Source organism: Flavobacterium sp. (genome assembly GCF_046293665.1).
GTDB lineage: Bacteria > Bacteroidota > Bacteroidia > Flavobacteriales > Flavobacteriaceae > Flavobacterium.
Genome location: NZ_JBKBOL010000001.1, coordinates 137,512 through 156,418, shown reverse-complemented (window position 1 = coordinate 156,418; position 18,907 = coordinate 137,512). Strand labels below are relative to the sequence as shown.

Below are 18,907 nucleotides of genomic sequence, written 5' to 3'. Positions count from 1 at the left end.
TAGCTAACTGTTTAATAATCAATTAAAAATAAAATTATGAAATATAAAGTAACCTCAATTATTTTGCCAGCCGTTACAGGCTTGTTTATTGCTAGTTGCAATAATTCTGATGATGCAGAAACTGAAAATTTAGAGGCAGCAAATGCCATGACAGAATCCGTAAATAAAATGGTTGATGCGAACGCTATGCTGACTACCCATCATTCCGGTCCTTTATACCATCATCACGACAGTATTTACCACCATCATGATTCAATATATATTCATCACCATACAATTTACCATCATGGCGATACAATTCATCATCATTCTGATGGGCACCATAATGAAGCACACCACCATCAGCATGATTCTATAGCAGTCTCACATCATAATATTGCGCATTAGTATGATGATATTTTTCAATAACGTTTTATTGGAAATTTAGCCGCAATAACAATTTTTTCCTATTTTTACAATCGTGAAACTCGTAAACTACATATTATCAATCTACTTGGTAGCATTATCATGCTTGCCTTGTGCTGATATTGAAGTAAGCAGTGCAGCGCATAAAGCTGCTGAAATTGCTTCCAATCACGATGAGCACTCACACGATAAGGAAAATGATTTGTGTTCTCCTTTTTGTAGTTGCAATTGTTGTGGATCACAAATAGTAACCTATTTTAAAACAACAATAATCAATTGTACTGTAGTTTCAAAAGGCATTAAAACCCAACTGCCGTCTTATACCTCTAAATTTACTTCTAATTTCTTCGGAAGTATTTGGCAACCACCTCAGATAGCTTAATGAAGCCCGAGTAATTTCGGGTTAGAGAGTTGTGGCTATCCACAACGTTTGAAGGACATCTACGTCCATTTTTCTCATTCATTATTCTATTAAAATGTTAGATAAAATTATACAATTCAGTATAAAGAACAAGTTCATTATACTACTGTTTACCCTGGTACTTATAGCTTGGGGCGGCTATTCTGTAAAAAATTTACCTTTAGATGCCTTACCGGATGTTACCAATAATCAGGTCCAGATTATCACTACCGCTCCAACATTGGCAAGTCAGGAAGTAGAGCAATTAATTACATACCCGTTAGAGCAATCCGTAAAAACCATTCCAAAAGTAATTGAGCTTCGCAGTATCTCACGATTTGGATTATCAGTAGTAACAGTGGTTTTCAAAGACGATGTAGACATTTATTGGGCAAGAGAACAAATTTTTCAGCGGCTTAATGAAGCCAAAGAAAATATTCCGGCTTATGCAGGTTCACCGGAATTAGCACCTATTACAACCGGACTTGGTGAAATATACCAATATGATGTTTATGCCAAAAAAGGTTATGAGGATAAATATGATGCTGTCAAATTAAGAACCATTCAGGATTGGATTATTATTCCACAATTACAAGGTATTGAAGGAGTTGCTGAAGTGAGTACCTGGGGCGGAAAGTTAAAGCAATATGAGATTGCCGTAAATCCAAACAAACTCAACAGTCTGGGCGTAACCATCACTGATATTTTTGATGCACTCGAAAAGAACAATCAAAATACAGGCGGTGCCTATATAGAAAAAGACCAATATGCCTATTTTATTAGGGGTGTTGGTATGGCTTCCGGGATTAAGGATTTAGAAAACGTGGTAGTTACCAATAGAAATGGTTCTCCAGTCTTGGTTCGCAATGTAGCCGAAGTCAGGGAAGGAATAGCACTGCGGTATGGTGCATCAACCAAAGATGGTAAGGGAGAAATAGTTTCCGGATTGGCATTAATGCTTAAAGGTGAAAATTCAAGTGCAGTTGTAGATCGGGTTCATGAACGAATGATCCAAATCAATAAAACATTGCCCGAAGGTGTTGTAGCTGAAGCCTTTATCGACAGAGGGAAATTGGTAGACAGTGCCATTGGAACCGTTACTACAAACCTACTTGAGGGAGCACTAATAGTAATCTTTGTATTAATATTATTCCTTGGAAATCTTCGCGCAGGATTGATAGTAGCCTCAGTTATTCCATTGTCAATGCTCTTTGCTGTAATTCTCATGAACTATTTCGGGGTAAGTGGCAATCTGATGAGTTTAGGGGCAATCGACTTCGGAATTATTGTCGATGGCGCAGTAATCATAGTCGAAGCCACTATGCACCATTTACAAAAACTCAAACGGCAAAAGAATTTAACCCAGGCCGAAATGGATAGTGAAGTATATAAATCAGCTTCAAAAATCCGTAACAGTGCAGCGTTTGGTGAAATTATAATCTTGATTGTTTACCTGCCAATACTAGCATTAGTAGGCACAGAAGGAAAAATGTTCAAACCAATGGCAATGACTGTTGGTTTTGCTGTTATCGGAGCATTTATTTTATCCTTGACCTATGTACCTATGATGAGCGCAATGTTCTTGTCAAAGAATACCAAACACAAAACCAATTTTAGTGATAGAATGATGGCATGGTTTGAAAAAATATACATCCCGTTTTTAGATAAGGCATTGAAATTAAAAAAGACTGTACTGGCAATTTCACTAGGGTTGTTTGTTTTGGCCCTAGTCGTTTTCCAAAATATGGGCGGCGAATTTATTCCAACCATTGAAGAGGGGGATTTAGCCATCAATGCAACTATTATGACAGGAAGTTCTCTTTCTCAAATGGTAAAAACCACGACCGAATACGAAAAAATTCTAAAAGCCAAATTCCCTGAAATAAAAACGATAGTAACCAAAATCGGTAGCGGTGAGATTCCAACCGACCCAATGCCAATTGAAAGTGGTGATTTGATTATCGTTTTGAAAGATAAAAGCGAATGGTCAGATGACTATGATAATTGGGAAGATTTAGCCAATGCAATGAAAGAGGAAATGGAAGCCATTCCCGGTGCCAACATCGAAATATCACAACCTATCCAAATGCGATTTAACGAATTGATGACAGGCAGCAGAAGTGATATTGCCATTAAAATTTTTGGTGACGACTTGGATGTCCTTGATACTAAAGCCACGGAACTGATTTCAAAAATCAATAAAATAGAAGGAATAGGTGATTTAAAAGCCGATAAGGTTACGGGATTACCACAAATAACTGTAAAATACGACTACAATAAAATAGCATTGTACGGTTTAAACATATCCGACATTAACCAAATCATTCGCTCCTCTTTTGCAGGTGAAAGTGCCGGCAAGATTTATGAAGAAAGCAAGCGATTTGACATAGTGGTTCGAATGGATGCAGAAAATAGAACTGATATTACCGATGTGAGTAATCTTTTCATACCATTACCAAACGGGCAACAAGTCCCACTTTCTCAGGTCGCTACGATTGAATATGAGCAAGGCCCGGTGCAAGTAACCCGCGAAGATGGTAAACGTAGGATTTCTGTAGGTTTAAATGTGCGTGGGCGCGATGTAAAAAGTGTTGTTGAAGAGATTCAGGAAAAACTCGACAAAGATTTTAAACTTCCGGCGGGCTATTATTTAACCTATGGTGGACAGTTCGAAAACTTGGTGGAGGCCAACAAAAGATTATCTGTCGCTTTGCCAATTGCATTGGGTTTAATAATCATACTATTGTTTTTTACTTTTAATAGTTTCAAACAGGCAGCCTTAATTTTTACAGCCATTCCATTATCAGCTATCGGGGGTGTGTTTGCTTTGTGGCTACGTGGTATGCCTTTTAGTATTTCTGCCGGAATTGGATTTATTGCGCTCTTTGGTATTGCAGTGCTAAATGGAATTGTATTGATTTCTTATTTCAACCAGCTAAAGGCAGAAGGAATGAATGACCCATTGCAAAGAGTCATTACAGGAACAAAGGTTAGACTTCGTCCCGTTTTAATGACGGCGGCAGTAGCATCGTTTGGTTTTTTACCAATGGCTTTATCTACCAGTGGCGGTGCCGAAGTGCAAAAACCATTAGCAACGGTAGTTATTGGCGGATTATTGTCAGCAACCTTACTAACATTAATTGTATTACCTATTTTGTATTTGTTATTTGAAAAAGGAATTAAAATGAAAAAAGGCGTTTCAAAACCCATAGCAACATTGATTATTGTACTTATCAGCACATTTTCGTTTGCTCAAAACGGTCAAACTGTGACCTTAGAACAAGCCATTGATTTGGCCAAAAAGAACAATATTGATTTAAAAATTGCCGATAAAGAAATTGAGAAACAAACAGTATTGAAAAAGACTGCTTTTCAGGCTGATCCCTTACAAGTGCAATACCAAGGTGGTCAATTTAATAGTGATGCCTATGACCACAATGTTTCTGTGCAACAATATTTCCCTATCGGTAAAATTACAAGAGCCAATCGCCAGTTGCAGGAAGAGTTAGCTAAACTCGCTGAAAAGCGAAAAGCACTATCCGAATATGAATTGGAAAAAGCGGTGGCTATTGCCTATTACCAGTACCTATACGGTGTTTCTATTCAAAAACTCAATAATGAGTTAAATGACATTTACACTAAGTTTCTAAAAAATGCTGAGCTTCGTTTTCAAACGGGTGAAAGTGGTAACATAGAAGTAATTAGTGCCAAAGCCAAAGTCAAGGAAATCGAAACACAGAAAGCACAGTTAGAGTATGATTTGGCAATTTATCAAAAGCAATTGCAGTTCTTTATCCAAACCGATGAAAATATCATTCCTGATGCCACAACAGCATTGCAATATCAAATGGCAAAAAAAGAGGATAACACTAAAATAGAAAGTTTGATAAACAGCTATTACGAACAACAGATTGCTGTCCATCAGAAAGAAGCCAATACATTTAAGGCTATGAGAACACCAAAAGTGGGTTTGGGTTACTTTGCGCAAACCATAGACACTAAATCGTATTTTCAGGGCTTCACAGCTGGGCTGCAAATTCCACTGTTTGGAGGTGTTAACTCTGCTAAGGCAAAAGCTTCTGCTATTAGTATTTCACAATCACAATTGGAATTAGACAAGAGTAAATTGACTTTAAAATTGCAAAGAGAGCAATTGCAAAATGATTTCGACAAACAAGAAAAAGCTTTATCCTATTACCAAAACGAAGGTTTGCAATATGCCAATCAAATCATAACGACAGCACAAAAAAGTTATGCTAACGGTGATATGAGTTATTGGTCCTACATCAGTTTTCTAAATCAGGCCATTGATATCAAAAAGCAAAATGCAGAAGCGATACATACTTTTAATCAAAGTGCTATTCAATTGCAATTTCCATCCATTTCTAACAACTAAAATTTCTTAAAATGAAACATATTAAAAATAGAGTAGCTTATTACATACTGCCTGTTGTGCTTTGCATGATAATTACTTCTTGCAATGACAAAAAAACCGAAGAAACCCACGAAGAAGAAAAAGCAGAAAATGAAGTAGCTTTAACCGCTGCCCAGTTCAAAACAGTCGGGATTGAATTCGGCAAACTAGAAAGCCGAAACCTGAATACTGTTATAAAAGCCAATGGTTATACTGCGGTTCCGCCACAAAATATGGCTAACATATCAACCTTAATTGGCGGAACTGTTAAAGATATTTTAGTTTTGGAAGGTACTTTTGTAAACAAGGGCAAAGTATTGGCGACTATTCAAAATTTAGAAGTCGTTGAAATGCAGGAAGATTATAATTCAGCTATAGCCAACATCGAATACCTGCAATTGGAATATAACCGCCAGAAGACATTAAGTGATGAAAATGTAAATCCGCGAAAAACATTTCAGGAAGTGAAATCTAAATTAGCTGTAGAAAGAGCAAGAGCACAGGCAGCTAAAAACAAATTACAGGCTTTGCATGTAAGCACTAATGGAGCCAATGCTTTAGTCCCTATAGTTTCACCTATTTCGGGCTATGTAGGGAAAATTAGTGTTGCCAAAGGCGCTTATGCCGAAACCGGAACTATTCTTTTTGAAGTCGTAGATAACAGCCAAATGCATTTGGATTTAAATGTATATGAAAAAGATTTAGGCTCAATCTCAATCGGCCAGGAAGTTGATTTTGTACTAACCAATCAATCCAACAAAGCTATTAAAGGCAAGATATTCGGTATCAATAAATCGTTTTCTAATGAAAGTAAAACGGTAGCGGTTCATGCCAAAATTAATCCGGGCGATGCCAAAGATTTAATTTCAGGGATGTACGTTTCTGCCAATATCAATATTACCAATGCAACGGTTCCGGCTTTACCCAAAGATGCTGTTGTCAGAAATGGAGATAAATATTATGTTTACATCCAGGAAGAAGTACATGAAGAAAAAGAAGAACAGAATGTTAAAAAAGAAGAAGCCCATAATGAAATACATTTCAAAGCCATTGAAGTAATTCCCGGAACAACCGATTTGGGCTATACTGAAGTAAAATTTGTAGAGGAAATTCCTTCCGAAGCAAAAATTGTTATCAAGGGGGCATTTTATTTACTTTCCGCTATGAAAGGCGGAGGCGAACACGAACATTAATAAACAAACATAAATTTTTAAATTCTATCAAAATGAAAAATGCATTAAAATCAGCACTATTAGTATTTACTCTATTTTTAATTTCCAATGCTGCAATGGCACAAAAAACCAATCAGAAAGCAGTAATAAAAACTACTTTAAACTGTGACCACTGCAAACAATGTGAAACCTGCGGTTTGAAATTCAAAACCGAAATGCTTAAAATCAAAGGCGTAAAAATGTATGAACTCGACGATAAGAAAATGACATTTACAGTCTATTACAATCCAAAAAAAACCGATTTACAAGCTATCAAAGTAGCTATTTCTAAACTAGGTTATGATGCCGATGAAGTAAAAGCAACTGAAGATGGTATTGCATCGTTAGACGGATGTTGTAAAATTTAAATTTATGCAAAACAATAAATCACATTGGGAAAATGTATTTGCAAATAAAAACCCAAATGAAGTGAGTTGGACACAAAAATATCCAACAACTTCAATGAATTATTTAGAGAGTTTAAACCTGTCAAAAACCGCCAATATTATTGATATTGGTGGTGGAGACAGTAAATTGGTCGATGCCTTGCTTGAAAAAGGGTATCAAAATATTTGGGTGTTGGATATTTCCGAATTTGCATTGGAAAAATCTAAAAAGCGTCTAGGCGATAAAGCCAGTTTAGTGCATTGGATTGTTTCCGACATAACAGAGTTCCAACCCGAAGTAACATTTGATTTTTGGCACGACAGAGCTGTTTTTCATTTCCTAACAGAACAGGAAAGCATCAATAAATATGTTACAATCATTAATAAGGCAATGGCTGATAATGGAAACTTTCTGTTAGGCACCTTTTCCGAAAATGGCCCTTTAAAATGTAGCGGATTGGAAATAAAGCAATATTCAGAAACTACAATGGAACAAACTTTTCAGGAAAACTTTGAAGTTATAAAATGCTTTACTGAAAACCATACAACACCATTTAACACAACACAAAACTTCCAGTTTTGTGGATTTAGAAAAAAATAAAATTATTACGTTCCATGGAAATAGTTATAATTTCAATAGTGGCGTTTTTTGTTTCAATACTCACATTCTTTTCAGGATTTGGTTTAGGCACGATACTTACCCCAATTTTTATGCTGTTTTTCCCTGTTGAATTAGCTATCGCTTTAACAGGTATAGTTCATTTTTTAAATAATATTTTTAAGCTGTTTTTAGTTGGCAAAAATGCAGATAAGGAAGTCCTTATTCGATTTGGCATTCCTGCTGTAATCGCTGCCTTTATTGGCTCATACATTTTGTTGAATATTGTTGATTTAAAACCATTGTTTACTTATCAAATCTCCAATAATACCTATGTAGTTTATCCTGTAAAGTTTATTATTTCAATTATTCTGATTGTTTTTGCCAGTTTGGACTTAATTCCTTATTTCCAAAAATTGGAATTCAGTAAAAGTAAACTCCCGATTGGCGGAATTTTTAGTGGTTTTTTTGGTGGTTTATCAGGAAACCAAGGCGCATTGCGAACTGCATTTTTAATCAAGGCAGGACTTTCCAAAGAAGCCTTTGTGGCAACTGCCGTTGTAGTGTCCACTTTTGTAGATTTTACAAGGTTATCCATTTATGCTACAAGACTGTCGGCAATTGATTTTTATGAAAATAAAATTTTAATAATTTCTGCTACACTGTCTGCCATTGCTGGCGCGTACATTGGTAACAAACTGCTCAAAAAAGTAACTTTAAAATCGCTTCAGATCTTTGTTGCAGTTATGGTGATAATCATTGCAATCGGTTTAGGAAGTGGAATTTTATAATACACAGTCTATGGCACATCAGCACAAATACGATGCAAACGGCAAACAGCTTTGTTGCACATTAGAGCAAAAAATAAATCATAAAACCGATAAACAATCAGGCTGTTGTTCAGTTCATAATGATAATGAACATTCAGACGATGATGGACATGATCATTCAGGCGGTAGCCAAACTATGATTCAAATGTTCCTGCCCGCCATCATAAGCTTTATTTTATTACTGCTTGCCATTGGCTTTGACAATTATTTTCCTCAAACTTGGTTTACGGGTTGGGTGAGAATTGTTTGGTATGCAGTGGCTTATATTCCTGTTGGGTTTCCCGTAATAAAAGAGGCATTTGAAAGCATAAAGCAAGGAGAAATATTTTCTGAATTTCTTTTGATGGTAATAGCTACTGCCGGAGCATTTGCCATTGGCGAATATCCCGAAGGAGTAGCCGTAATGTTATTTTATGCTGTCGGAGAAGTATTCCAGACTTTAGCAGTACAAAGAGCAAAATCCAATATAAAATTATTGTTAGACCAACGACCAGATGAAGCGATAGTAATAAAAGAAAAAATTGCTATTCTCAAAAAAGCTTCTGATATTACTATTGGTGAAATCATCCAATTAAAACCTGGAGAAAAATTAGCGTTAGACGGAAAATTACTGTCAGATAATGCCACGTTCAACACTGCGGCATTAACAGGCGAAAGTAAACCGGATAGCAAGCTAAAAGGGGAAACTGTCTTAGCAGGAATGATAAACTTAAACACCGTTGCTCAGGTAGAGGTTACAACTGCTTATACAGATAGTAAACTATCAAAAATTTTCGAAATGGTGCAGGAAGCAACCGCCAAAAAAGCACCAACCGAATTGTTTATCAGGAAATTTGCCAAAATCTACACACCCATTGTAGTGCTTCTTGCCGTTGCAATTTGTTTACTTCCTATGCTTTTCGTTGATAATTATATATTCAGGGATTTGTTATACAGAGCATTAGTATTCTTGGTTATTTCTTGTCCGTGTGCTTTAGTTATCAGTATTCCGTTAGGCTATTTTGGAGGTATCGGAGCAGCAAGCAAAAACGGAATTCTATTCAAGGGCTCAAGTTTTCTCGATATAATGGCATCCATTCAGGTAGTTGTTATGGACAAAACAGGAACACTAACCAAAGGGGTTTTCAAAGTTCAGAAAGTCGTCGCAGTTGATGTTTCAGAAGCCGATTTAGTAAAATGGGTTGCAGCACTCGAAACCAAATCAACACATCCGGTCGGAACGGCCATCATAGAATACGCAAAAGGAACTGAGAAAAATGCAACAGTTACCGATGTGGAAGAAATTGCAGGACATGGATTAAAAGGAAAAGTCGATGGAAACGAAATCCTGGCAGGAAACGTAAAAATGATGAACAAATTTAATATTAATTACGATGTTGAAATTGAGAATACTCCGTTTACTATCATCATCATTGCAATTAATCAAAAATATGCCGGTTATTTTCTAATTGCTGACGAAATTAAGGAAGATGCTAAAGAAGCTATTGAAAGTTTACACAAAATAAATGTGAAGACAGTAATGCTATCGGGCGATAAACAGGCTGTAGTAAATGCCGTAGCCAAAGAATTAAATATAGATTTAGCACACGGTGATTTATTACCGGAACACAAGGTTGAAAAAGTAGAGGAATTGAAATTGCAAAACCTCAAAATTGCCTTTGTTGGTGATGGTGTAAATGATGCGCCGGTAGTAGCCCTTGCCGATGCCGGAATTGCAATGGGCGGTTTAGGAAGCGATGCCACTATCGAAACTGCAGATATCGTAATTCAAAACGACCAACCTCATAAAATATTCACTGCCATAAACATTGGCAAGCAAACCAAGAAAATTGTATGGCAAAACATCACTTTGGCATTTGTAGTTAAAGGAATTGTTCTAATTCTTGGAGCCGGAGGTTTGGCCACTATGTGGGAAGCCGTTTTTGCCGATGTTGGCGTAGCTTTACTAGCTATTTTAAATGCAGTAAGAATACAGAGAATGAAATTTTAGAGTTAATTATTATTCGATAATCAAAGGGTGTTTGTTTTCATTAACAAGCATCCTTTTTTATTTGACGGTAGAAGACACTATGATTTTCTGTTGCATCTCCTTCCCAACGCTCCTAAAAAAATTACCGTCAAAGTTATTGATGCAATAACACGTACACTCCGTGACTTGCGCCGGTAATTTTTTCTCCCAAGCTTCTTTACATAATGTGGCGTTATAGTTCATAAAGAAACTCCCTGCATCTGTAGAACCCCTATCATGAACTATAACAACATTATGTAAAAAAGCCGCGCACCCAACGCTCTCGTCGGCGGTTCAGCGGCAACTTTTTTAATAGCTCCCATCGCATCACCCAGCTATTAAAAAAACCACCACTTCACCGCCGCCACCAACAACGTTAGCCTTTTCAATAGAAGCATTCCCGTTATCTCTATTTCTAATAACTTTCTCGTTAACTGTCTTTATCAGCTAACCGCTTAAATCGGTAGTATTTGCATTGCTTTTATAAGTGCCTTCCCGAATACCATTCAACACCCTTGCTACAATCTACATTCTGTCTTCTGCAGACTATTCAAGGCACCCATAAAACCAAACACCATGCAAGAGTATCATTTTTTATTTGCCTAGAACCTCAGTATAAATTGTTTTCACAATAGCCGATGCCACGCCGTTACAAAGCACATTTATTCTGATTACTAAACACTGCAATCTAAACACTATTTGTTGGCATCAGCTATTCATAAAAGCAATCACAAAATCCCGTTAAGCAAATAAAAAATGATACCCTTGCCAGAACGTCCGCTAATAAAAATAGGAACTATTTGCATTGCTTTTATAACTGCCTTCACGAATAATTTACAACCCACTAACTGAACACTGCCACCTGTAAACTGAACACTATCTCCGGCACCCATAAAACCAAACCAAAGAAAGAGTATAAAATCCGTTCCGGAATTTTATACCCTTTCCGACACGACCGCTATTCGATTGCACCAAGATTATCTAACAACAAGTGGATTTGGAAATCAAAATAAAAAAAAATAAAAAAAGAGAGCAAAGGTAAGTTCCGGGTATTCAAAAAAGCAAGTTCAAGCCCTTCGGGTTTTGAAAAAAATCTCCACCCATACCATTCCATAAAACATTTTTTTTTAGCTCGATGCCTAGCGTTCTTTAGAATTTATCGGGTAGTATTTTTTTCAAAAAACTTGCTTTTTTGAAACCCTCCACTTGGACGACCGGCTTTCTTTTTTTCTCTTTTTTCTTTTGAAAAATTTTGTGTGCGAAGCATAGCGGAGCACTAGACTTTAAAGCCGAAGCCATGACGAATTTCATCATCAAATCCCACCGTATAGGCACTTGTTATGCAAGTCCTCATATTTTTATTCTTAACAAAGGGCTGAACAGCGGTAAGCCTAATAAAGAGTCATATACAAACAGTTTTGCAATAATCTTCCAAAATGAAGAGGATTGCGAAAACTTCTATTTTGTTGCTTTCAGTCTATGGCAAACAAGATTTTGGCATAAATATCTAACCGGTTCAGTAATTCCGTATTTAAGGCTGCAGGATTTTAAAAAAGAATTCAATCCAAGAGCCAAAGCAATAATGGAAGAACACGAGCAACATCTTAAGCATGTAGCAGCCTTAAGGCTTCTGGAACAAAAAGAAAAACAATTCCAAGAAAATATAAACCTTATTAATGAAATGCGAAGAGTAATTCTTTACCGCTATTGCAAATAATCAACTAAAAGCAAATACTATGACACTTTTCATCCTTTACCAAACGGATATTTGGAAATCGAAAGCCTCACGCGTTTTCTTTGGCGTTTTTGACTGTCGAAAAAAAGCAACAGACTGCGCAAAATATCATGGACTTGTTACCAATACTTCTGCAGTAGTAGTCGAAGAAGTAATTCTGAACTTGTGTGAGGAATGCCAATAAAAAAAGCCTGGTCTAACGACTAGGCTTTCATCTTGTTTAACCCAAAGGTCACCACAACTAAGGTTAAACTATTCTTTGTGCTTCTTTAAAATTCTCTTTAGTACTAACGACACTATAAAACTGACTACAGCGCCTAATCCGGCCAAAACAACTGTTTTAAGAACATCCGCAGAGTGTATATTTGGCACTATGCTTAAAAATGTTCCTCCGGCAGTACCAATCAGAGTTGAATTATTTGTTGTCATTCTGAACATCTTGAGGATGGTCCTCTTTTGTGGTCAGCTGACTCACTGCAGAGAGAACTCCACCGGCTACTGCTACATAACCACCAACAGTAACTACTGCCACTGGTAAGGATATTGGTGCAGTTAAAATCGTACCGCCAACCGCTGCCAACACTAATCCAATATTTCGAAGCACTTTAAAAAATTTCGGTGTGGGTGATTTTGCTCTTTTAATTACATTCATATCAAATGGAATTAAGATTTAACAATTAACTCGACACTTTCCTTTCGTTTTAAAGATTTATAAACCATGTCCTTTAAACTTTTAAAAGCTTTTCGAGACATTAACCCTAAACCTGGTCCGGAAAGTTTCGTTACAGGAGCAATACAGCCATTCAATTCCTTTTGTGCATTATTCGCAGGGTGAAACAAAATCAAGCTTCTATTTTCAACACCTAAGATTTCCAAATGCCAACCAAATTTGACACTGTACCGCTTTTTAATAAAATATTTCCCCTCCGGAATACAGGAAACTCTCCTCACATTTTTCTTCCAAGGCAATTCAATTGTATTACAAATCTTCTTGCCCTCACATTCGAGTTTCCCATTGGTTCCTTCGGGGAAATAAGTTCTGGTCAATTCAAGAACCATTACACACCGCTATCAACTTTCACGATAGAAAGCGGATTGAATGCACCATTTTTCAATGGATACATTTGCCCGTTGATTTCCTGATAGAATTCAACACCCAAAGCCAAAAACAATGGCTTAGTACTTGCAGCGGTTACAGCGTTGGTTTGGCTGATAACTGCTGTTGCAGTGGCATCCCATGGCAAAATTGCTGTTTCAGAAGTTGCAACCACATACGTTTCAGCTTCAAAATCCACTTCGGCACCGGCAGAAATGATTTTAAAATGAGTGGTTCCACTCGGTGCTGCAAGCATATTTGATGGTACAAATGATGCTAAATCAACTGTGATTTCACCCGATACGCGGTCAATAGCTCCAACAAATGGTGCATACAAACTGGTACCCAGTTTACCTCTGATATTGAATTCAAAACCGAATAACAATTCAGCTTCTCCATCAATTACATTTCGTAATCCTCTGTCGCTAACCGTGTCAGCTTGGATTACTTTTACCATGGCTTGCGTCAATCGGCTTACCATTCTGCCATCGGCAGAATTTAGCAACAATGGGCGCAGCGCTGTTCTCAAAAGTTTACCGGCTTTTCCGGCTCTTCCGAACTCCGAACCATTCTCTCTGGTTCTCTGAAAAGCAGGATCGCTGTCGATTCTGCTTTTCTCAATTCCGCCTTTTTCACGAACTAAATGTCCATCTGCGGAAGTCTTGTAAAAGGTCATACCTCCGATAGTACCTTTCAACTTAATTATGCCTGTCTGTCTAGCCATAATTTCTACATTTTACGATTAATACTCCTTTTCATTTTCACTCCTCATTTCGATTATCGTTGCAACATAATTTCGACTGATTCAAGAACAAAATTTAGACAAACACAGCACATATAAAAGCTCACCCCATACCAGAAATACCAATGCGACAAAATTGTCAGCATTCGACAAAATTGTCACCTAATACAAGCAATAAAAGCCGGTAATTTGCCTTTGTCGAAGCAATTACAATTTTTATTAACTTTAGTCAGTTCTTAGAAAAAATTACTAGCACTTTGAAGGCAGTGAAAGACTAGTTAAAGGTATGGTTAGAGTATGAAAGCGATGAAAAGGCGTATATGCATCACCACAAACGACGTAGAGCTCGTTACAGGTCAAAGCTACCGCCAAAGTCTTAGATTATTGCATGAGATAGCAAAGAGCCATAATAAAGCCCTAAAGTTTGTTACAATTGAAGAATTCTGTAATCATACAGGATTGAATATTGAACAAGTTGAAAAAGCAATATTTGGATGATTATGCAAATGCAGAAAGTGGAGAAATATTAGTCTCCCGACTCTTTAACCACTTTAAAAACCACTTCATTTTTTAGTGTAGTTTTGCCCCAAATGTTTTGAATTTCAATAAGGATTTTGTAAATTTACAATTCACAAATTAATGCAATCTACTAGGATTAATTAATAGGGGATAAATTCGGTTACCCGGATTATATTAAATTTACAAAGCTACTGTTTACACCATATTGAGAGGTAAGTTACAAACCCTCTTTCTCCACAAAAAAGCCGAAATCATTTGATTTCGGCTTTTTTTATTTTCCGTTTTTCAAGTCTTCCGCTACTTTTTCCAATTCAGCATACCAATCTTCTCCGAATTTTCGAATCAATGCTTCTTTTACGAATTTGTAAACCGGCACTTGAAGTTCTTTTCCTAAGGTACAAGCATCGTTACAAATGTCCCAACGGTCGTAATTCACGGCAGCAAATTCACTGAAATCTTTGACTCTAATTGGGTATAAATGACACGAAACCGGCTTTTTCCAGTTGATGATACCTTGATTATAAGCTTGTTCAATGCCGCAAAGTGCAGTTTTCCCATCGAAAATTACATACGCACAATCTTTATTGTCAATTAGTGGCGTTTCTAAATCTTGGTCGGTTCCGACAACCCAAGTGCCTAATTTTTCTATGGCTTCAATGCCTTCTTTTCTTAGAAACGGTTTTACTTTCGGATAGATTTCTTCCAAAATTTTGGTTTCCTCTTGACTCAAAGGTGCACCGGCATCACCATCAACACAACAAGCGCCGTGACAAGCCGAAAGATTGCACACAAAATCTTTTTCGAGTATGTCTTCTGAAACGATGGTTTTACCTAATTGGAACATGGTCTTGTTTTAAGAATGCAAAAGTACAAATGAAATTTGGCTTAAGTGAATTATTAAAAACCTAATTTTGCAAAAAATAAACGTCATGAATTTAGATTTTAGAGAAATAGCCACAGCGACCATGGTGCTTTTTGCGGTGATAGACATCGTTGGAAGTATTCCGGTGATTATTGATTTGAGGACAAAATTTGGTCATATCCAATCAGAGAAAGCGTCGTTAGTTTCGGCCGGAATCATGATTGCTTTTCTTTTTGTGGGTGAAGAAATTCTGAAGCTAATTGGTATTGATGTGAATTCATTTGCGGTTGCCGGTTCGTTTGTGCTGTTCTTTTTGGCTTTGGAAATGATTTTGGGCATTAGACTATACCGCGATGAAGCCGCCACTTCTGCTTCGATTGTACCGATAGCATTTCCTTTGATTGCCGGTGCGGGAACGATGACCACCTTACTTTCTTTGCGTGCCGAGTTTCAATCGATTAATATAATCATAGCTATTTTGTTGAACATTGTACTGGTTTATGCGGTATTAAAATCGTCTTCAAAAATTGAAAGAATGTTGAGTAAAAACGGCTTGAGTATCATTAGAAAAGTTTTTGGAGTAGTTTTACTGGCAATAGCTGTTAAATTATTTGCGGCTAATGTTAAAGGGTTATTTGCCTAAACTTAAAAATTAGTATTTTTGTTCCATAAATTAATTTCATGAAAATTTTCACCAACATACTTATAATTTTGGCCGTTGCGTTAATCTTGGTCAATATTTATTTACTAGATTTTAATAATCCTTTTGAAGGTGACAGCATAGTGGCTTTGATCGGTATTGCCGCGTCTTTTTGTGCGGTCTTGATCCTTTTGATTTTTAGAATGTCTAAAAAAATTGAAGACAAACTAAAAAACTAAGGGTTTCTCAAATTCCAAAGAGGAAATGTCTAAAATCAAATGTTCGGGACTTTATATTTGATTTTGGTTCTTTTTTGGAATTTGCCATTTTATAATTTCTAATTTTTCTTCTATGTATGATGTTTTGATTATTGGCGGCGGTGTTTCAGGCATGTCTTGTGCTTTGATTTTAGGATCGGCAAAAAACAAATCTTTTGTTACAGATAAAAAAATAGGTATCATCACGCATCAAAAAGCTTCCTCATTGCAAGATGCTGTTTTTAATAACGCTTACGGAATTCATGCCGGAACGTTAGGATCGGAACTTTTGATGTACAGCGTTGAACACTTACATAATGTCTATCCGCACGTTCAGCAAATCCCAAACGAAAAAGTGATGAAGATAGAAGGTGAAGCAGGAAATTTTAGCGTAATCACCAATAAAAATACTTACCAAACTAAAATTGTTGTCATCGGAATTGGCGCAGGAAATCCATTCACTATTGAAGGTTTAGAAGACTATATCATGCCGCATCAAAAAGTGATTCCCGAGAAAAACAGAATCCAACTCAGAAACATCGACCACAAAGTAACTGAAGGAATCTACGCCACCGGAACTTTAGCCGGTTGGCGAAGCCAATTAGCGATTGCTGCCGGAAGTGGCGCTTCTGTGGCTACCGATATTTTGACTTTATGGAATAATGGCATTCATGTACAAGTGCATGATAGTATCAAAAAGTAAATTTACTTCAAAATCGCTTTTAACATCGCATCATCCTTTAACAGGATTTGGTAGTATTGGTTTTCACCAAAAAGTTGTCGGGCAAATTCAGCAGTTAGGTATTTTTTAACCAAAGCATCATTATTCGCCAAAGACATTTTTAGACCGGCATCTTTTAAATAACCTTCGAATAAGTTTACATAACTTTTGTCTTGTTGCATTTTGGTCAAAAACGCCTCAAATTTTTGTCCTTTAAACGAATCGCGGTTTTTATCTAATTGTTCGAAAACAAAATGACTCACCAAACCGGAGCTTAAAATATAGGCCAAACTTTCCTCACCTTTTTTCACTTCCAATGGCACAAAAACATCCGGAACGATGCCGCCACCGCCATAAACGATTCGGCCTTTTTTTGTTTTGAATTTTAAAGAATCAGCGACTTTGATTTTGTTTTTGGCATACAATTCTCCGTTTTCATATCGGGTTTCGAAATCATGACTGTAGGCTTCGCCTTGGCCTTTCACATAAGGCTTTTGGATAGAACGACCGCTTGGCGTGTAATATCGGGAAGTGGTTAATCGAACAGCCGAACCGTCAGCAAAATCGATTTCGCGTTGTACTAATCCTTTTCCGAAAGAACGTCTTCCGACAATAGTTCCGCGGTCATTATCTTGAATGGCACCGGCCAAAATTTCGCTCGCAGAAGCTGAGTTTTCATCGATTAAAACGAAGACTTTTCCGGTTTCAAAAATGCCTTCTTCCGTAGCAAAAGTTTTGTTGATTTCGCCTTTTTTGTTTTTGGTGAAAACGATTAATTCTTTGTCTTTCAATAATTCGTCTGCGATTTCAACCGCTTTTTCCAAATAACCACCGCCGTTGTCACGCAAATCGATAACTAAAGTGGTCATGCCTTGTTTTTTCAATTGCTCCAAGCCAACTCGGAATTCTGAGTACGTGCTTTCGGCAAAACGATTGATTTTGATGTAACCGGTTGTGGCGTTGAGTTTCAAATAAGTGTCAACACTTTTTATCGGAACAACATCGCGAATTACCGGAATTTTTAATTTTTTGTTGGTGCTTTTTCGGTAAATGGTCAGTAAAACACTGGAACCTTCTTCACCTTTTAGTTTGTTGAACAAACTGTCTGTTGGTAATTTTCGACCAAAAAGTTTGTCTTTATCGGCGTATAAAATGCGGTCACCGGCTAAGATGCCTGCTTTTTCGGCCGGACCATTTTCAAGAGGTTTTACAATGGTAACGGTATCGTTGAACATATAAAAATTCACGCCAATTCCTACGAAGTCGCCTTTCATCAATTCGGCTTCCGAAGATTGTTCACTTGGCGGAATATAAACCGAATGCGGATCAAGGTTGGCTAAAATGCTATTCACCGTCAAATCAACAATAGAATCAGAATTGACATCGTCAACATATTCGTCGTTGATGAAATCGATTAGTCTCTCAATTTTGGCTTTGCTGGCGTTTTGTTTGGAAAGCGTTCGTTTTGGAAAATTGAGCATACCGCCAATGATGATTCCCAAGGCCACGCAAGAGAACAATAATAAAGGCAAATATTTTTCCTTAGATTTCATAAGATGAATGATGAGGTGTTAGTCTAAATTTTCGATTTTAGTTACTTCAACACCGGCTTTTCTCAGAAAGTCTAAACCTGATTCATCGCGGTATCCGTTGTGATAAACGACACGTTTAATTCCGGATTGGTGGATGAGTTTGCTACATTCTTTACAAGGCGAAAGTGTTATATATAAAGTGGCATTTTCACAAGTTTGGGTAGAACGAGCGACTTTGGAAATGGCATTGGCTTCGGCGTGTAAAACGTACCATTTGGTTAATCCTTCGTCGTCTTCGCAACAGTTTTCAAATCCGGATGGCGTTCCGTTGTAGCCGTCGGAAATGATCATTCGGTCACGCACGATGATGGCGCCGACTTGTTTGCGTTTGCAATAAGACAATTTGCTCCATTCGGCCGCAATTCTTAGGTAGGCGACGTCGTATTTTTTTTGTTTGGCTTCTTTCATAACATGCTGAACTTGTTTACTGCGTCAGTTTGCTGCGCTCGGGTCAGAATCATTTGCAAGATTCTGTAAAATCAAATGGTTTT

20 protein-coding genes are annotated in these 18,907 nt (G+C 37.1%); 13 read left to right on the top strand and 7 right to left on the bottom strand.

Annotated features, from left to right (window positions below):
* The first annotated feature begins 36 nt into the window (after positions 1 to 36).
* From ACK4R1_RS00650 to ACK4R1_RS00605, 10 genes are all read left to right on the top strand, one after another.
* Complete coding sequence (locus ACK4R1_RS00650) at positions 37 to 387, top strand: hypothetical protein (protein WP_409682213.1); 351 nt, start codon at positions 37 to 39, stop codon at positions 385 to 387.
* A gap of 73 nt (positions 388 to 460) precedes the next feature.
* Entirely contained in the window at positions 461 to 787 is a 327-nt protein-coding gene (locus ACK4R1_RS00645) for a DUF6660 family protein (protein WP_409682210.1), read from the top strand.
* Positions 788 to 881: 94 nt separating this feature from the next.
* On the top strand, positions 882 to 5,201 hold the full coding sequence (locus tag ACK4R1_RS00640; RefSeq protein ID WP_409682208.1) for a CusA/CzcA family heavy metal efflux RND transporter: 4,320 nt from the start codon (positions 882 to 884) through the stop codon (positions 5,199 to 5,201).
* Positions 5,202 to 5,212: 11 nt separating this feature from the next.
* Complete coding sequence (locus ACK4R1_RS00635) at positions 5,213 to 6,412, top strand: efflux RND transporter periplasmic adaptor subunit (RefSeq protein ID WP_409682206.1); 1,200 nt, start codon at positions 5,213 to 5,215, stop codon at positions 6,410 to 6,412.
* Between the two features lie 32 nt (positions 6,413 to 6,444).
* A complete protein-coding gene (locus tag ACK4R1_RS00630) occupies positions 6,445 to 6,798 on the top strand; it encodes a heavy-metal-associated domain-containing protein (protein WP_409682204.1) in 354 nt (117 codons plus the stop codon).
* 4 nt (positions 6,799 to 6,802) lie between these two features.
* Positions 6,803 to 7,417, top strand: a complete 615-nt coding sequence (locus tag ACK4R1_RS00625; RefSeq protein ID WP_409682201.1) for a class I SAM-dependent methyltransferase — start codon at positions 6,803 to 6,805, stop codon at positions 7,415 to 7,417.
* Positions 7,418 to 7,431: 14 nt separating this feature from the next.
* Positions 7,432 to 8,205: a TSUP family transporter gene (locus ACK4R1_RS00620; protein ID WP_409682198.1), complete on the top strand. Its 774-nt coding sequence runs from the start codon at positions 7,432 to 7,434 to the stop codon at positions 8,203 to 8,205.
* A gap of 10 nt (positions 8,206 to 8,215) precedes the next feature.
* Positions 8,216 to 10,234 carry a heavy metal translocating P-type ATPase gene (locus tag ACK4R1_RS00615; protein WP_409682195.1) on the top strand — a complete coding sequence of 673 codons (2,019 nt, stop codon included), beginning with the start codon at positions 8,216 to 8,218 and terminating at the stop codon, positions 10,232 to 10,234.
* A 1,315-nt stretch (positions 10,235 to 11,549) separates the two neighbouring features.
* Positions 11,550 to 11,969 carry a DUF6943 family protein gene (locus ACK4R1_RS00610; RefSeq protein ID WP_409682192.1) on the top strand — a complete coding sequence of 140 codons (420 nt, stop codon included), beginning with the start codon at positions 11,550 to 11,552 and terminating at the stop codon, positions 11,967 to 11,969.
* 19 nt (positions 11,970 to 11,988) lie between these two features.
* Complete coding sequence (locus ACK4R1_RS00605) at positions 11,989 to 12,171, top strand: hypothetical protein (RefSeq protein WP_162128031.1); 183 nt, start codon at positions 11,989 to 11,991, stop codon at positions 12,169 to 12,171.
* Between the two features lie 68 nt (positions 12,172 to 12,239).
* Here ACK4R1_RS00605 and ACK4R1_RS00600 read toward each other — a convergent pair whose 3' ends face one another.
* From ACK4R1_RS00600 to ACK4R1_RS00580, 5 genes are all read right to left on the bottom strand, one after another.
* The gene (locus ACK4R1_RS00600) at positions 12,240 to 12,416 is read right to left on the bottom strand and encodes a hypothetical protein (RefSeq protein ID WP_202924450.1); all 177 of its coding nucleotides are present in this window, start codon (positions 12,414 to 12,416) and stop codon (positions 12,240 to 12,242) included.
* Positions 12,403 to 12,591: a hypothetical protein gene (locus ACK4R1_RS00595; protein WP_162128711.1), complete on the bottom strand. Its 189-nt coding sequence runs from the start codon at positions 12,589 to 12,591 to the stop codon at positions 12,403 to 12,405. The genes ACK4R1_RS00600 and ACK4R1_RS00595 overlap by 14 nt, the downstream gene beginning before the upstream one ends.
* Before the next feature lie 59 nt (positions 12,592 to 12,650).
* Positions 12,651 to 13,046 (bottom strand): DUF5675 family protein, encoded by a 396-nt coding sequence (locus ACK4R1_RS00590; RefSeq protein ID WP_409682188.1) that lies wholly within the window; start codon positions 13,044 to 13,046, stop codon positions 12,651 to 12,653.
* Positions 13,046 to 13,807 carry a hypothetical protein gene (locus ACK4R1_RS00585; RefSeq protein ID WP_162128028.1) on the bottom strand — a complete coding sequence of 254 codons (762 nt, stop codon included), beginning with the start codon at positions 13,805 to 13,807 and terminating at the stop codon, positions 13,046 to 13,048. Before ACK4R1_RS00585 ends, ACK4R1_RS00590 begins: the two co-directional genes overlap by 1 nt.
* A gap of 808 nt (positions 13,808 to 14,615) precedes the next feature.
* Entirely contained in the window at positions 14,616 to 15,188 is a 573-nt protein-coding gene (locus ACK4R1_RS00580) for a DUF3109 family protein (protein ID WP_409682184.1), read from the bottom strand.
* 85 nt (positions 15,189 to 15,273) lie between these two features.
* On the opposite strand from ACK4R1_RS00580, the gene ACK4R1_RS00575 reads away from it, so the two are divergent.
* From ACK4R1_RS00575 to ACK4R1_RS00565, 3 genes are all read left to right on the top strand, one after another.
* The gene (locus ACK4R1_RS00575; RefSeq protein ID WP_409682182.1) at positions 15,274 to 15,849 is read left to right on the top strand and encodes a MarC family protein; all 576 of its coding nucleotides are present in this window, start codon (positions 15,274 to 15,276) and stop codon (positions 15,847 to 15,849) included.
* 38 nt (positions 15,850 to 15,887) lie between these two features.
* Complete coding sequence (locus tag ACK4R1_RS00570) at positions 15,888 to 16,085, top strand: hypothetical protein (RefSeq protein WP_409682179.1); 198 nt, start codon at positions 15,888 to 15,890, stop codon at positions 16,083 to 16,085.
* A gap of 112 nt (positions 16,086 to 16,197) precedes the next feature.
* Positions 16,198 to 16,806 (top strand): FAD-dependent oxidoreductase, encoded by a 609-nt coding sequence (locus ACK4R1_RS00565; protein ID WP_409682176.1) that lies wholly within the window; start codon positions 16,198 to 16,200, stop codon positions 16,804 to 16,806.
* Between the two features lie 2 nt (positions 16,807 to 16,808).
* Here ACK4R1_RS00565 and ACK4R1_RS00560 read toward each other — a convergent pair whose 3' ends face one another.
* Positions 16,809 to 18,377 (bottom strand): S41 family peptidase, encoded by a 1,569-nt coding sequence (locus ACK4R1_RS00560; RefSeq protein ID WP_409682174.1) that lies wholly within the window; start codon positions 18,375 to 18,377, stop codon positions 16,809 to 16,811.
* An 18-nt stretch (positions 18,378 to 18,395) separates the two neighbouring features.
* Positions 18,396 to 18,824 carry a deoxycytidylate deaminase gene (locus ACK4R1_RS00555; RefSeq protein ID WP_409682171.1) on the bottom strand — a complete coding sequence of 143 codons (429 nt, stop codon included), beginning with the start codon at positions 18,822 to 18,824 and terminating at the stop codon, positions 18,396 to 18,398.
* Between the last annotated feature and the right edge of the window lie 83 nt (positions 18,825 to 18,907).

Bases quoted from the DNA above. Each gene is read 5' to 3' on its own strand.
- ACK4R1_RS00650 (WP_409682213.1), top strand. From the start codon at position 37: ATGAAATATAAAGTAACCTCAATTATTTTGCCAGCCGTTACAGGCTTG.
- ACK4R1_RS00640 (WP_409682208.1), top strand. From the start codon at position 882: ATGTTAGATAAAATTATACAATTCAGTATAAAGAACAAGTTCATTATA.
- ACK4R1_RS00635 (WP_409682206.1), top strand. From the start codon at position 5,213: ATGAAACATATTAAAAATAGAGTAGCTTATTACATACTGCCTGTTGTG.
- ACK4R1_RS00630 (WP_409682204.1), top strand. From the start codon at position 6,445: ATGAAAAATGCATTAAAATCAGCACTATTAGTATTTACTCTATTTTTA.
- ACK4R1_RS00625 (WP_409682201.1), top strand. From the start codon at position 6,803: ATGCAAAACAATAAATCACATTGGGAAAATGTATTTGCAAATAAAAAC.
- ACK4R1_RS00620 (WP_409682198.1), top strand. From the start codon at position 7,432: ATGGAAATAGTTATAATTTCAATAGTGGCGTTTTTTGTTTCAATACTC.
- ACK4R1_RS00615 (WP_409682195.1), top strand. From the start codon at position 8,216: ATGGCACATCAGCACAAATACGATGCAAACGGCAAACAGCTTTGTTGC.
- ACK4R1_RS00610 (WP_409682192.1), top strand. From the start codon at position 11,550: ATGACGAATTTCATCATCAAATCCCACCGTATAGGCACTTGTTATGCA.
- ACK4R1_RS00605 (WP_162128031.1), top strand. From the start codon at position 11,989: ATGACACTTTTCATCCTTTACCAAACGGATATTTGGAAATCGAAAGCC.
- ACK4R1_RS00600 (WP_202924450.1), bottom strand. From the start codon at position 12,416: ATGACAACAAATAATTCAACTCTGATTGGTACTGCCGGAGGAACATTT.
- ACK4R1_RS00590 (WP_409682188.1), bottom strand. From the start codon at position 13,046: ATGGTTCTTGAATTGACCAGAACTTATTTCCCCGAAGGAACCAATGGG.
- ACK4R1_RS00585 (WP_162128028.1), bottom strand. From the start codon at position 13,807: ATGGCTAGACAGACAGGCATAATTAAGTTGAAAGGTACTATCGGAGGT.
- ACK4R1_RS00580 (WP_409682184.1), bottom strand. From the start codon at position 15,188: ATGTTCCAATTAGGTAAAACCATCGTTTCAGAAGACATACTCGAAAAA.
- ACK4R1_RS00575 (WP_409682182.1), top strand. From the start codon at position 15,274: ATGAATTTAGATTTTAGAGAAATAGCCACAGCGACCATGGTGCTTTTT.
- ACK4R1_RS00570 (WP_409682179.1), top strand. From the start codon at position 15,888: ATGAAAATTTTCACCAACATACTTATAATTTTGGCCGTTGCGTTAATC.
- ACK4R1_RS00565 (WP_409682176.1), top strand. From the start codon at position 16,198: ATGTATGATGTTTTGATTATTGGCGGCGGTGTTTCAGGCATGTCTTGT.
- ACK4R1_RS00560 (WP_409682174.1), bottom strand. From the start codon at position 18,377: ATGAAATCTAAGGAAAAATATTTGCCTTTATTATTGTTCTCTTGCGTG.
- ACK4R1_RS00555 (WP_409682171.1), bottom strand. From the start codon at position 18,824: ATGAAAGAAGCCAAACAAAAAAAATACGACGTCGCCTACCTAAGAATT.